Annotated in this window: 19 protein-coding genes; 11 read left to right on the top strand and 8 right to left on the bottom strand. The window is 39.4% G+C overall.

Going from position 1 to position 13,306, the window contains the following annotated elements; translation table 11 throughout:
* The first annotated feature begins 44 nt into the window (after nt 1-44).
* The 5 genes from fsa to CEQ83_RS15965 all read left to right on the top strand — a co-directional run bounded on the left by fsa (nt 45) and on the right by CEQ83_RS15965 (nt 4,312).
* Nucleotides 45-713 (top strand): fructose-6-phosphate aldolase, encoded by a 669-nt coding sequence (gene fsa / locus CEQ83_RS15985; RefSeq protein WP_014459236.1) that lies wholly within the window; start codon nt 45-47, stop codon nt 711-713.
* Between the two features lie 78 nt (nt 714-791).
* Nucleotides 792-1,277 (top strand): hypothetical protein, encoded by a 486-nt coding sequence (locus CEQ83_RS15980; protein ID WP_155017388.1) that lies wholly within the window; start codon nt 792-794, stop codon nt 1,275-1,277.
* A 332-nt stretch (nt 1,278-1,609) separates the two neighbouring features.
* Nucleotides 1,610-2,887 (top strand): glycosyltransferase, encoded by a 1,278-nt coding sequence (locus CEQ83_RS15975; protein WP_098112358.1) that lies wholly within the window; start codon nt 1,610-1,612, stop codon nt 2,885-2,887.
* 22 nt (nt 2,888-2,909) lie between these two features.
* Nucleotides 2,910-3,566: a TetR/AcrR family transcriptional regulator gene (locus CEQ83_RS15970; RefSeq protein ID WP_028414499.1), complete on the top strand. Its 657-nt coding sequence runs from the start codon at nt 2,910-2,912 to the stop codon at nt 3,564-3,566.
* Nucleotides 3,567-3,718: 152 nt separating this feature from the next.
* Nucleotides 3,719-4,312, top strand: a complete 594-nt coding sequence (locus tag CEQ83_RS15965) for a hypothetical protein (RefSeq protein WP_028414498.1) — start codon at nt 3,719-3,721, stop codon at nt 4,310-4,312.
* A 40-nt stretch (nt 4,313-4,352) separates the two neighbouring features.
* Here CEQ83_RS15965 and CEQ83_RS15960 read toward each other — a convergent pair whose 3' ends face one another.
* From CEQ83_RS15960 to CEQ83_RS15935, 6 genes are all read right to left on the bottom strand, one after another.
* Nucleotides 4,353-4,706, bottom strand: a complete 354-nt coding sequence (locus tag CEQ83_RS15960; RefSeq protein WP_223272376.1) for a DUF1516 family protein — start codon at nt 4,704-4,706, stop codon at nt 4,353-4,355.
* Between the two features lie 154 nt (nt 4,707-4,860).
* Nucleotides 4,861-5,283, bottom strand: coding sequence for a NucA/NucB deoxyribonuclease domain-containing protein (locus CEQ83_RS15955; protein ID WP_098112357.1), 423 nt, complete (start codon nt 5,281-5,283; stop codon nt 4,861-4,863).
* A gap of 140 nt (nt 5,284-5,423) precedes the next feature.
* Nucleotides 5,424-5,888, bottom strand: a complete 465-nt coding sequence (locus CEQ83_RS15950) for a FixH family protein (RefSeq protein ID WP_098112356.1) — start codon at nt 5,886-5,888, stop codon at nt 5,424-5,426.
* 29 nt (nt 5,889-5,917) lie between these two features.
* A complete protein-coding gene (locus CEQ83_RS15945; RefSeq protein WP_155017387.1) occupies nt 5,918-7,297 on the bottom strand; it encodes a PepSY-associated TM helix domain-containing protein in 1,380 nt (459 codons plus the stop codon).
* A gap of 134 nt (nt 7,298-7,431) precedes the next feature.
* Entirely contained in the window at nt 7,432-8,073 is a 642-nt protein-coding gene (locus CEQ83_RS15940; protein WP_033580507.1) for a response regulator, read from the bottom strand.
* Nucleotides 8,074-8,895 carry a sensor histidine kinase gene (locus tag CEQ83_RS15935; RefSeq protein ID WP_098112354.1) on the bottom strand — a complete coding sequence of 274 codons (822 nt, stop codon included), beginning with the start codon at nt 8,893-8,895 and terminating at the stop codon, nt 8,074-8,076.
* A gap of 202 nt (nt 8,896-9,097) precedes the next feature.
* On the opposite strand from CEQ83_RS15935, the gene CEQ83_RS15930 reads away from it, so the two are divergent.
* The 3 genes from CEQ83_RS15930 to CEQ83_RS27640 all read left to right on the top strand — a co-directional run bounded on the left by CEQ83_RS15930 (nt 9,098) and on the right by CEQ83_RS27640 (nt 10,881).
* On the top strand, nt 9,098-9,931 hold the full coding sequence (locus CEQ83_RS15930; protein WP_098112353.1) for an AraC family ligand binding domain-containing protein: 834 nt from the start codon (nt 9,098-9,100) through the stop codon (nt 9,929-9,931).
* A 27-nt stretch (nt 9,932-9,958) separates the two neighbouring features.
* Complete coding sequence (locus tag CEQ83_RS15925) at nt 9,959-10,588, top strand: LysE family translocator (RefSeq protein ID WP_098112352.1); 630 nt, start codon at nt 9,959-9,961, stop codon at nt 10,586-10,588.
* A gap of 158 nt (nt 10,589-10,746) precedes the next feature.
* Entirely contained in the window at nt 10,747-10,881 is a 135-nt protein-coding gene (locus CEQ83_RS27640; RefSeq protein WP_260503752.1) for a hypothetical protein, read from the top strand.
* Nucleotides 10,882-10,967: 86 nt separating this feature from the next.
* On the opposite strand, the gene CEQ83_RS15920 is transcribed toward CEQ83_RS27640, so the two are convergent.
* Nucleotides 10,968-11,330 carry a hypothetical protein gene (locus CEQ83_RS15920; protein ID WP_033580509.1) on the bottom strand — a complete coding sequence of 121 codons (363 nt, stop codon included), beginning with the start codon at nt 11,328-11,330 and terminating at the stop codon, nt 10,968-10,970.
* Between the two features lie 203 nt (nt 11,331-11,533).
* Here CEQ83_RS15920 and CEQ83_RS15915 point away from each other — a divergent pair, with 203 nt between their 5' ends.
* Genes CEQ83_RS15915 through cotJC form a run of 3 tightly spaced genes read left to right on the top strand, consistent with a single transcriptional unit; the run spans nt 11,534 to nt 12,630 of the window.
* On the top strand, nt 11,534-11,782 hold the full coding sequence (locus CEQ83_RS15915) for a spore coat associated protein CotJA (RefSeq protein ID WP_033580510.1): 249 nt from the start codon (nt 11,534-11,536) through the stop codon (nt 11,780-11,782).
* Nucleotides 11,779-12,039 (top strand): spore coat protein CotJB, encoded by a 261-nt coding sequence (locus CEQ83_RS15910; protein WP_025751042.1) that lies wholly within the window; start codon nt 11,779-11,781, stop codon nt 12,037-12,039. Before CEQ83_RS15915 ends, CEQ83_RS15910 begins: the two co-directional genes overlap by 4 nt.
* Nucleotides 12,040-12,060: 21 nt before the next feature.
* On the top strand, nt 12,061-12,630 hold the full coding sequence (gene cotJC, locus CEQ83_RS15905) for a spore coat protein CotJC (RefSeq protein ID WP_025751043.1): 570 nt from the start codon (nt 12,061-12,063) through the stop codon (nt 12,628-12,630).
* 69 nt (nt 12,631-12,699) lie between these two features.
* Here the strand turns inward: cotJC and CEQ83_RS15900 are convergent, their stop codons facing one another.
* Entirely contained in the window at nt 12,700-13,068 is a 369-nt protein-coding gene (locus CEQ83_RS15900) for a nuclear transport factor 2 family protein (protein ID WP_028414487.1), read from the bottom strand.
* Between the last annotated feature and the right edge of the window lie 238 nt (nt 13,069-13,306).

The raw sequence follows: 13,306 nt of genomic DNA, 5'->3' as shown, positions 1-13,306 counted from the left end.
GAAATAGTGGGTATAGTAAAAAAAACTAATGGAGGAATGAAAAAATGAAATTTTTTATTGATACTGCAAACCTTGACGATATTAAAAAAGCATACAAAGTGGGCGTTTTATCTGGCGTCACAACAAACCCTTCTCTTGTTGCAAAAGAAGGCGTAAAGTTTGAAGATCGTATTGAAGAAATTTTAAAAACCGTTCCAGAAGTAGAATCCGTTTCAGCAGAAGTGACGCCGGATGCCGAAACAGCAGAAGACATGATTGCGCAAGCAGAAGAACTAATCAAAATTAACGGCGGGGACCAAAATATTACGATTAAGCTTCCAATGACAATCGCTGGATTAGAAGCGACTCGCTACCTTGCTAAAAAAGGTGTAAAAACAAACGTAACGCTTATTTTCACTGTAAACCAAGCGCTTTTAGCAGCTCGTGCAGGTGCAACATATGTATCTCCGTTCCTTGGTCGCCTTGATGATATTTCTGAAGACGGCGTGCAGCTTGTGGCTAAAATTGCCGAGCTGTTCCGCATTCAAAATATCGACTCTCAAATCATTGCGGCTTCTGTAAGACATCCGGATCACGTTACACGCGTAGCCCTTGCCGGAGCTCATATTGCAACTATTCCATATTCAGTAATCGAGCAGCTTGTCAAACATCCTTTAACCGAACAAGGAATTGAAAAGTTTGCGGCTGATTGGAAAAACGCTGTTCAAAACTAAGTAAAAGATAAAGAACGTGCGCATTCTAGAAAAAGAATGCACGCGTTCTCTCATAATATCCTTAAAGAGGTAAACATCATGAATACAGTAGACGCTAAAATTATTAAAACCCAATACGGTTCAGAAGTTTATGTAGATGATGCAGAGCATATTAACTTTAAAAGCCTTCATGCGCCGAAAATTAATCAGCCGCTCTATCGCATTGAATTTGAAATTGGCTACTTTTTATTAAAAGAACACAGATATTACGAATACGAAAAGAACTATTTTTGGCTTGCAGTAAGGGAAGATTTTAGTAAACTAACTATTCAAGAACCTGATATGGAGAGCTTATTTGGAGCTAAAAGCGAAGACGAAAGAAAGGCGACAAAAGCGCTTTTAAGTCAGTGGCTCATTCATACCGAGGCTTATAAAAAGCAATTAAACCAGCATATTAATGACTGTAAAAAAACTAATGAAACAAATGAGGGCATAACGGCTGTTTTAGAAAAGTTGCTGCATATTTCAGCAGCAGACATTGAACAAGCCCCAATCGAGAAATTAGCTGCTTCACGAGCAGTTTAACTTGAAAAATAGGTAACTATTCATAGCTCTAATAGGTAAAAGATGCTTCGTTTAAAACCCGAAGCATCTTTTTTTCATTCTTTATAAAGAGGGGGTTATCTTTAGAATACTCTTTCAGGAGGCGCTTTCTCAATGATTAAAGACATCTATGTTACGTTTTTGGACTTAAGACAAGCAAATTCAACTATTTAACTTTACGAAAAGAGCCTTAGGAAAATAAAGGATAGCAATAAAAATGACAATATTGTCGTTTTTATTGACGAATTAATCGGAGAAGGGTACATTATATTAAAACGACATAGTTGTCGTTTTAATATAAGGAGGCTGAAATGATGCTTATTACGATGTTAACAACAGGAACTCGAGGAGACACCCAGCCTTTTATGGCTTTAGGATTAGAGTTAAAAAAGAAAGGATACCGTGTACGAATTGCCGCTTCAGAAGCTTACCAAAACTTCATAGAATCGTACGGGTTTGAATATGCCATGCTTCGAGGAGATGTTTCTAAAATTATAGAGAGCGGAGCAGCAGACGACGCAATTAATGCAGACAATCCTCTCAAATTTTTTTCAAGCTTAAAAAATGAAAAGATGATGGGTATGATGATTAATATACAAGAAGATTTGCACAAAGCATGCAAAGGAGCCGATGCAATTGTATATCATCCAGGTGCGGCAATTGGTTACTTTGCTGCTAAAGAGATGAATATACCAAGTATCTTAGCCAGCCCTTTTCCAATGACACCAACAAAAGACTATCCAGCTTTAATTTTTTATGATCGACCACGATTTGGAAAAATATACAATAAGCTGACGCATCGCATTTTTGAATGGGGATTTTGGAAAGTAGTAAGTGGTCCTTTAAAAAAATATTGGGTTCAGCAGCATGGAGAAGGACCTGAAGATTTTTTATGTCCGTACCCAAAGCAGCGTACAGCAGCTAACCCAACTATTATTTCATCAAGTCCCGCCGTATTTTCCGTATCTAAAGATTGGCCTGAACACGTTCATTCCTACGGAAATTGGTTTATGGACAGTGACCATAGCTATGAGCCGGAAGAGAAGCTGGAAAGATTTTTAAAGAATGGAGAACCGCCGGTTTATATTGGATTTGGAAGTATTGGGGATAAAAAAAACGCAGGCGAAACGACTGCTTTAGTGATTAAAGCCTTAAAACTTGCCGGGAAACGAGGTATCATCAATATAGGAGGAAGTGGAATGAATCATACGAGGGAGATAATAGAAGACATTTTATTTGTAAGAGATATCCCTCATGAGTGGCTGTTTCCTAAAATGTCTGCCGTTGTTCATCATGGAGGAGCGGGAACAACAGCCGAAGGCCTTCGAGCTGGCGTTCCAAGTGTTATTATTCCTTATGGAAATGACCAATTCGCTTGGGGAAGAAAAATTTATGAGCTGGGAGCTGGAGCAAAAGCCATTCCTAGAAAAGAATTGACGGCTGAAAAATTATCCGCAGCTATTTCCTATACGCAAGTTAATGAAATTCAATCCAAAGCACAAGAAATCGGAAAACAAATCCGAGCTGAACAAGGAGCCGAAAAAGCAGCTCAGGTGATTATTAATACACTCGAGACATTCGGGAATAAATAAACAGTAAGCGAGCGTGAAAAAAATGCCAAAAGTAAGGGAAGGATACGCTGAAAAAAAGAAGCAAGAGATTTTAGAAGCAGCCAAAAGAGTATGCAAGAGCAAACCGGTGCATGATGTAGCCATGCGAGATATCGTTTTGGAAGCTGGAATGAGTCAAGGAGGCGTGTACAAATATTTTTCAAACCTTGATGAAGTATTTGTCGGACTTCTTAATCAAGAAAGCGTCAGCTATAAAGTAAAAGATAAAATTGAAGCCCTGCTTCAGACAAAGAAAGACTCCTTTGAAATGCTGCATGATTTCATTATGTATATTGGAGAGCATATCCAGGAATCAATGACAGCAGGAGGAGAAATTTACTTTGAACTAGTAGCATTGTATTCAAAAGACCCTCAGCGTTTTATGAAAATTGAAAATCAGCTAGTTGAAGTATCAAACCTTAAATATATTCAAAAAAAGCTTCACGACTTTATTACGGAACAAATAGAAGTAAAGAATTTCTCTCCGGCTGTACCAACAGATGATCTGCTAGCTTTTATGGCTACAACGATTAATGGAATTACACAAAATCCAGCGCCGGTTTACAACGTCGATGAACAGAAACAAGTTGCAGAAGAGGCAAACGTAGAACGTCATATCAATACGCTGTCAGTAGCTGTCCGAAAGCTGTTAGGTGAATAAGTACAGCTGCAATCTTGAAATGTTCCTTATCGTATGGCTAGCAGCGGTAAGTATAGTGAGAAAAAAGGTACTCACTTCTTCGTCTCCTTTGAATAGTTTTGCAAAAATTAAGCATAATACGACTGCAAACTATATTTAAGGAGATGGAAAAAATGAAAAAAGGGCTTATCATTGCTTCTTCAGTTCTTTTTCTTTCAGGCTTAGCTGCATGTGGAGGAAATAAAGACAACAACGCAATGGACAATACTCAAAATGACTTACGCAACACTTCTACAAACGACGGGGTTGATAACAATATTCCAATGGATAATACTGATCAGCCGACCAAGTCAGTTGAAGCAGCGCAAAATGTAGAAGATATGAAGGAAGTTGACGATGCGTATGTGCTTCGCGATAATAATAATGCCTATGTAACGGTAGACTTAGCGGGAAATGACGCAGCGGACAACAACGATAACGGCAAGGTGAACACCGTAACGTATAACGGCGATACTTATCATGAAGTTTCAACTGATTTTGAACAAAAAATTGCGGACCGCGTGAGAGAAGCAGATAGTAAAATTGACAAAGTATACGTGGCGTTTGTCAACACGGGTTTAGACAATATGAATAACAACAATAACGTACCTGGTGTAGATAAAAATGACAACATCTATAAAGATGATGAAAAAGACAACAACCGTGATCCAGAAGATATTGTAGAAGATCCAAAAGATATGATGGACCGTAACAACAAAGATCAATAACATCAAAAAGGCCTCTGAATCACCAGAGGCCTTTGGTTCATTAACTAAGTTCAAGTAAAGAAATAAAAATCGGAAGAACACAGCAAGAAACGGCTGAAATAAAATCAAGCTCGTTCTGTTTTTTTGCAGAAAGCGTGAACTCCATCAAAATAATTGTCAGGATACTCATGAAAAGCGTTGCATAAAAAAGAAAATCGCGCTGACTTTCCACTAAAAACAACACCGCATTTAAAATCAAAATAACGGCATAAAGAAACTTAAGCAGCACGTGAAGCTGCATGCTGAATTTATTCTCTTGTTTGTAGCGCAAGATATAGACAAAAAAGAAAATAAATAAAGTTAATTGCCATGAGGCAGGAAGTAACTGCTGCCATAGATTGTCCAAGAAACTCATTCCTCCTATAAAACGATGATGCATATATGTATAACATACATTTTTATTTTAAAAGTGAATAGTATCTTTAGGCAAGAACAATTCTTCCTTTTTTATTCTTTTTCTTATACAGGCTCTCAACATAAAAAAAGAACGGTCGCAATGACCATTCTTTTTACTTCACTTCAATTAAAACCTTCGTACCGTCTGGAAACTCATCTACTTGATGTGAAATCCAAGACCCGGCGCCTCGGTTGTCTGAAGGCTTTACATATTCAATATCTGCACCGCTTCCGCCTTCTTCACAAAAGGCCATCGGAAACTCATCTCGGTCATAGCCGCTTTTAGTCGGAATGCCTTTTAAAGACTCACGGCGGTTTTCTTCAGCACCGTCTCGATCGATTGTACAAACAGCCGATTTTCCTTTATCGATTGCATGTTGAATGTGCGCTGCAGTTTCAGGGTAACGATCAGCAGGGAAGGTAATGACTTCATCGTAGGAGGTATTCGTTGAAGAGTTCTGCTCTAACGGATTTCCTTCAATCATAACAATAACGGCTATTACTAAAATTAAAATACCAGAAACAATTTTTTTCAACCTGTAAAACTCCTTTATAAAACGTTTATCACTCTTATTGTAAAGTAATAAGAAAAAAATGTAAAAACATATAATGGAACTAGCTAGAATTCATAAGACAAACATAAGCTCACGTTCAGCTGATGAACGTGAGCTTATGTCTAATGATGAGAGTGGTGATGATGCGTTTCGTTTTCAGCTGGCTGCAGTGAATGTAACTCTTCTTTTGATAATTTGCCTACTGCGACTTGCTGAGTAGGCAGGATGTGCTCACCGCGGGCATTAATTTCGGTTTTAATATAGTAAATACCATCCTCTTTAAAGGACGCTTTTGCTTTATACATACTGCCGTCATAATGTGCCTTTGCTGTTTCAACTTTACCGGGAGCATCTTTTTTCCACACGTTAAACTGAACGATTTTGGCATCATCTACCGTTTTATTTTCTTGCATTACGTGCACTTTTAGTACCTGTGTGCTCTGTGGCTCTATATTTTCAGGAAGCATCACATGCGCAGACAGAGGCTTTGGCTGCTTGTAAAGCTGGTCTGCGTTACTGTTTACAGAGCACGCGGAAAGTACAAGCGTACTGAGTATGACCAATCCGGGTATTTTCCATTTGTTCATTGTTACTGCACCTCACATCGTTTCATAAATCATGCGTTTAAAAATCGCTTCAATGCTGGAATTCGTTTGATAACAAAGAAATCTAAAAGCCACACGATAACTAAGGACAGTCCGACTAAAGGAAAGAGGATACCAAACACGACGATTATACACGTCACGATTCGCATTGCACTTCCTTCAGGAACTTTAGGAGCCCCCATGTTTTTAGCTGGTTTTCGTTTCCACCACAGTAAGGCTCCGCTGATAGCGATACCAGCAATTCCGATACAAATAATAAGGCCTATAAGCTGATTGATAAATCCAAACTGTGTGCCTTTATGAAGCGTAATACCAAGCGCAATCAATTTGCCCATAAATCCATAGTTGTCGTACCGATAATCGGCTAGCACAGCTCCGGTATATTGATCAAGGTGAATGGTTGCTTCATCTTGAGCTCTTGGTGAAAAAACGGAGAGCGTATACACACCTTGAGCGTCTTGCGGAATAGAAATGGTGTAGCCGTCGTGCATATGCTGTTCTCTTGCAATCGTGACAATGTCATCAAGCGATACTTTTGTATATTGCGAAGCTGTGGAGCTTGGCACTTCTAACGTTTCAGCTCCCCAAGGCACGTCCGCAACATCTTTTGTTTGCACGGTTGAAGTAGGAGCACTGCCTACCCAAATAGACGGAGGGTACCCAACACCTGCGTTTGTGGCGACTTGCTGAAACGCATTGCCCCACAGTCCTGACCATGGAAGTCCTGTTAGTACAAGAAAAAGCATCCCCGCTGAAATCCAAAAGGCCGGTACTGCATGAAGGTCACGTATCAGTACGTTTTTACCTTTTGAAAAACGAGGAATCAGCACGCCTTTTATTTTGTCTTTTTTGCGCGGCCACCATAAAAAAGCGCCGGTTGCAATTAAGACAATTGCCCAGCAGGCCGCAAGTTCTACGATACGATCACCTGCTGTTCCCGCCATCAGCTCTCCGTGAAATTCTTCAATTTGATTCATCAAGCGACTGGAATCATCTACTTTTCCTATGATGTGACCATTGTGAGGGTTAACAAACATCGTATATGTATGGTCTTTTAATGAAATTCCTACTTCTGACGAACGAGTAGAGCGCTCACTGGGCTTATACGTCAACACATCAGCGTCTGGATACTTTTCCTTTACAGCCTGTACTTGTGTTGAAGGGGATACGGACTGTGACTGAGCTTGTACATGATAGAAGTCGTGATACAGTTTTTCTTCAATTTGAGGCTTGAATAAATACATCCCGCCAGTAACAGCTAATATAAGAAGAAACGGAGTAAACATTAAACCTGCATAAAAATGCCAGCGCCATATGGCTTTGTATAGACCTTGAGAACGCGCCGTGCTTTTTTTCGTTGTACTCGCTGATTCTTCGCGCTTTTCCTGCATCGTTTTTTCCTCCTTTTTACTAACTAACGTGCTTTTATTATAGAAGGAAAGGGAGAATTAGCCATCACCCCTGAGAGTGATTGTTGGGACTTATAAGAGAAAGGTGCTGATAAAAAAACAGCTCGTAAAAGCTGTTAGTTCATTAAGCCATTTTGAAACGCATAGCTTGTCAGCTGCACGCGGTTTTCTAAATGAAGCTTGCTTAAAATATTTTTCAAATGGCTTTTTACCGTGTGTTCAGAAATAAATAACTGCGCCGAGATATCGCGGTTTGACAGTCCTTTAGCCACTAATTGAAGCACTTCAAGCTCCCGTGCAGACAGGGGAGTGTCTGGCTTTGTAATCGATGTTTCCTGCGGAAACTCTTTTAAAATTTGAAACGCAATTTCTTTTGACATAGGAACTTCATCTAAAGCGAACGCACGCAAATAGTCGTACCACACTTCAGACTGCAGGTTTTTTAACAAATAGCCCTGGGCTCCTTTTTTCAACGCATCAAACAAATCCGTAATATCGTCTGAAACCGTGATGACCACAATTTTAACATACGGAAACTGAAGCTTAATTTGTTTTGTCGCTTCTAATCCATTCATCACGGGCATTTTAATATCCATTAGCACAATGTCAGGCATTAATTTTTCGGTTAGTTCGATTGCTTCCTGCCCGTTGGTTCCTTCGCCAACAATCATAAAATCTTCATATTCTTCTAAAATATCGCGAATGCCTTCTCTTGCGTGAGCGTGATCATCTACAATCAAAATACGAAACGGCTGCATTTACGTAACCTCCTTTTTAATACTAACAATGGTCTGGTTCTGTTTTCGTTGAATGGAAAAGTCCCAGTTCATATCTTTGGCACGATCTTTCATAATTTGCAGACCAAGACCGGCCTTAAGAGATTCAGAGGTGAAACCTATACCGAAATCTGTAATTTCACAAATCCATCCGCCTGCCGTTTCACCGGCTGTAATCCAGATTTTATTTGTTTTTGCATGTTTAATGACGTTCATAGCAGCTTCTTTCACACAGGCAAACAGCTCATTTTTTTCTTTTCTCGAAAGCGTTGTTTCTGACAGTCTCCAATCTAAATTGATATCTAGTAAATGAGTATGTGTTAAATCATCGACGTATTGATGAATGCTTTCAGTCCAGCTTTCTGAAGAGTCTGAAGGAGAGTGCTTTAAATTTGTAATCGCTTGGCGCGTATCGTCATGAACATGCTGCAGAGTTTGCTTCATTCGGATAAAATCAGGATCCTGCTCTAAGTTGTTTTTTCTTCCGAACTTGTTCATTTTAACAGATAGGAGAAACAGCGACTGCGCAATGCCGTCATGCAGTTCACGAGCTAATTTTTCACGCTCAATAAGCGCAGCTTTCTTTTCTTTTTCTTGCCTTAGTTCTTCTTGTATTTTTTCTAAAATAGAAAATAAATAGCGGACAAACACAAGCGTTACAAAAAAGACAAGCAGCGGAGAAAGAACATTTCCCATGTCCATTGAGATGTAAGGAAGCAAAAAGGCATGGCGAACATACTCCCAAAGTGCGATGGTCAGAGTTGGAAGAAGCAAAATCAGCCATTTAATTTGTCTATATTTCACGGTATCCCTTCTTTCATCCATAAAATGTGTCTATATTTTATCATTTGAGCGGAAAATTACTAGAGGAAAGAAGAGAAATCACTCTTAGGGGTGAGTGGATAAAGTTAATAAAGAAAATCTTATCTGCAATATCATACAAGAAAAATTCTCGAGTCAATGGTATGGTTAAAAAGCTTAAGATGTGACAAGGAGTGATTTATTAATGGCAAAAGAAATTCGGACAGCGCACGTTGACGCTGATTTACATATTGAAGCTTATCGTTTTAAAGGAATTATGCAAAAGTTTCCTGCTCATTTTCACGAGTATTATGTGATTGGATTTATTGAAGAAGGTCAGCGTCATTTAATTTGCCAAGGCAAAGAATACATCATTAATCCAGGCGATTTGCTGCTGTTTAATCCGTATGATGTCCATAGCTGTGAACAAATAGACGGCAAAACGCTTGATTATCGCTGTATTAACGTGACGCCAGACGCGATGAAAAAAGCTGTTTTTGACATTAACGGAAGTGAAAGTCTTCCGCGTTTTAACAGCAATGTGGTACAAAGAAGTGAGGCTGTCTCTAGTTTAAAAGAGCTTCATTTACAAATTTTAAATGGTGAACATGAGTTTAAGAAAGAAGAGTTATTTTTATGTTTGCTAGAAGAGCTCATGCACGATCATTCAAACCTTTCCTTTTTTTCGTCAGCTGCTGACACGTCTGATGAAATCAAAACAATCTGCAGCTATTTGGAAGACAACTATACAAACAAGATCACGCTGGATGAATTAAGTAAGCTAATTGGATGGAGCAAATACCGGCTGCTGCGCTCTTTTATAAAGCAAAAAGGAATCTCTCCATACAGCTACTTAGAAACAGTTCGAATCAATCAGGCTAAAAAGCTGCTAGAACAGGGACAAAAACCGATTGACGTCTCCTTTTTAACTGGATTCAGTGATCAAAGTCATTTGACTCGATTTTTTAAAAGTCAGGTGGGGCTAACACCAAAACAATACATGAAAATCTTTGAAAGTGAAAAGAAAACAGAATGCTAGTAATAGCTTAAAAAGGAGAGAAGAGCTGTGGATCATTTAGCTGCTTATATGCTGATGGCGCTGGTTATGTCAATGATACCTGGTGCTGATACGATTCTTATCATGAAAAATACGCTTCATCACGGAGCAAAAGCAGGACGTTTTACCATACTCGGCATGGCTACAGGCCTCACGTTTTGGACGTTAATTGCTGTGCTTGGCTTGTCTGTTGCTATCGCGCAGTCGGTGTATCTGTTCAACACCATTAAATATATAGGTGCCGCGTATTTATTTTACTTAGGTATCAGGGTATTTCTGACAAAAAATACGCTCTCATTGGAGCACATTTCAGAAGAAGAAAAAGCTGTTAAGCCTTCATCTAATCACGCCTATAAAGAATCATACATACAGGGAGCTCTTAGTAATTTTCTTAACCCTAAAACGGTATTGGTTTATATCACATTCATGCCACAGTTTATCAACTTGGATGCTCACACGAATCAGCAGCTGCTTATGCTTGGTTTTATTCTTACACTCATAGCGGTAGGTTGGTTTTTAATCTTAGTGTATGTAGTAGATTACGTGAAAAAATGGCTTAAAAAACCGATGTTTCAAAAAGCTTTTCAGAGATGCAGCGGAGTGCTGCTGATTGGTTTTGGAATAAGAACAATCGTGTAATAGTAGCTAGTAAGCAAAAAAGAGGCTGGGATAAAAATATGTTAGTTGAAGGAAGATCCGAATGAGTTTGATTCTTGATGGAGAATCAAACTCGTTCGGATTTTTTTATTAGTATGGTGAACATAGCCTTCATATATTTATTCAGTTATTTCTAGCTGTTGATTGGAGGGCAAGGCGAAGACTCCTGCGGGAAAAGCGGAACAGGTGAGACCCCGCAGAAGCGCAAGCGACGAGGAGGCTCACCGGCCGCCCGCGGAAAGCGAAGCCATGCACGGAAATCAACAGCAGTGTAACAAGCCACCGATACTAGTTCATGTATTCAATTTTATCGTCTTTAATTGTATTGATTTAGCTATGTCTCAATCTCTTTTCTTAACGTTTAAAAACACGTAAACGAAACAATTTGTCGTGTATCGACACCGAAAATGGTCCAAAAACGTCCGTTCCATCTAAATCCTGCAACCGATCGCGGTCCTACAAAAATAGGGAAATACCAGAAGCTAGAGCCGTTTCTAAGCCATATGAACGTATTGCGGAATAGACAAAGAGAAATGGCTCCTGGGTCAACAGCAAATGGAGTTGCCGTTTGCTGAGCTGGAATAAATGCCGGCGGAGGGGAAGTTGGAGCTTGCTGCGGGTCAGGTGTAGGTAAACCGCCTGGTGGTCTAGGTGGACCGGGCGGGAGTTGAGGTCCAGGAAATCGTGCTGGGTAAAAATAAAAATCCATGTAATTAATGTCCATTTTTTAAGCACCTCTATTTTCTTAATCACTATTTTATAAAGTATGAGAAAGCTGCCTAAAGGGATTGGGCAACTATAGCGTTTTTTACATAGGTCTTTTTTATGAAGAAAAGTTTGGTTCTTAAGTCGGGAATGAATTCCTTCATGAACACGATAAAAACTGAATAGGATAAAACAGAGTGTGTTTTTAGAGGAGGACTTTTCATGGATAACAATCCAAAAAAGATGTTTACACCGGTTAAGACCTATCAACCTTTCCACAGTATCTATGATCCGTGCCGGCCGATAGGAGTTAAATATTATTCTACGCCGCCTCAGTTATACATGGGATTTCAGCCCGCGAATCTGCAGCAGTTTTCACCGAAAGAAGCGCTAAAAAAAGGAACGCTGTGGCCGGCTTTTTGGGACTACTATGAAAATCCATACAAAGATAAGAAGAGGGATGAAGAATGAAAAAACTACCTCCGGAGTACTATCAGGATTTAGAAGAAATACAGGCGATTGATTTTGCACTTGTAGAATTAACGCTGTATTTAGATACCCATCCAAATGACCAGCAGGCTATGCAGCAGTTTAACGAATACGCGCAGCAGGCTATGCAGTTAAAAAGAAACTTTGAAACAAAGTACGGGCCGCTCCAGCAGTATGGAAACAGCTATACCGACGGGAAGTGGAGCTGGGGAACAAGCCCTTGGCCATGGCAAATATAAGAAGATAAAGGCGGGAACTATATGTGGGTGTATGAAAAGAAATTGCAGTATCCAGTGAAAGTAAGTACATGTAATCCAACGCTGGCCAAATATTTAATGGAACAGTACGGGGGAGCGGACGGAGAGCTTGCAGCAGCACTGCGTTATTTAAATCAGCGCTATACCATTCCCGATAAAGTTGTTGGACTGCTAAACGATATCGGGACAGAAGAGTTTGCTCATCTTGAAATGATTGCGACGATGATTTATAAGCTAACAAAAGATGCAACGCCGGAGCAGCTGAAGGCAGCTGGATTGACAGAACACTATGTAAACCATGATAGTGCACTTTATTACAATAATGCTGCTGGCGTTCCGTTTACCGCTACGTATATACAGGCAAAAGGAGATCCGATTGCAGATCTTTATGAAGACATAGCGGCAGAAGAAAAAGCAAGAGCTACATATCAATGGTTAATTGATATATCAGATGATCCTGATTTAAACGACAGCTTACGATTTTTACGAGAAAGAGAGATTGTTCATTCACAGCGTTTCCGTGAGGCCGTGGAGATTTTAAAAGATGACAGAGACAGGAAGAAAATCTTTTAACTAGCAAAAAACATCCCTCTTTGCGAATGCAAATGAAAGAAGGGATGTTTTTTATTATGGCAGCGTTGATTATGCGCTAGAACTGCAGTGACAAGAAACAACCTTTAATTTCCCTCCAACATCTTTCCAAATTCGCGTATAGCTGTATTCTCCTCCAACAGCTTCACCGGTTACCAGCGACCCATTTAACGCTACTTTTGTAACGGTAACGGCAAGTTCTTGAAACAGTTTAATTTCTTGTTCCAACACTTCGATGCCCGCTATATCAAGACTTTTTGAACGATGAGCATTTATATCTTGCTCTTTTGACAACCATTGCCCAAAGTGATTCACAAAAATAAGCTCATCTGAAAGTAATTCTTCTAATAACTCTACGTTATTAGAAAGCATGGCTGAGCGAAGCATTTCTTCGTATTCTATCACTCTTGCTTGGTTCATTTTTAATCCTCCTTTACGCCTTGTGTAACTCTTTTCTATTTCCACCTTACTTTTCCTTTAAACTTCTTCCTTTAATAGATTGTGTTAAATTATGTTAATCAAGGGGATAAGTGGACTAATTTTCTGTAAGCATAAAATATTCTGAAAGACTCCATTATTTACCTTTAAATGGTATAAAATTAGAGTGAAAGAACCTTTTCTTTCCACTTGTCTAGTTATCTTTTTACTATTAAGAAGC

This window comes from Priestia megaterium, assembly GCF_009497655.1.
Lineage (GTDB): Bacteria > Bacillota > Bacilli > Bacillales > Bacillaceae_H > Priestia > Priestia zanthoxyli.
This window is presented reverse-complemented; position numbering and strand designations above follow the sequence as displayed.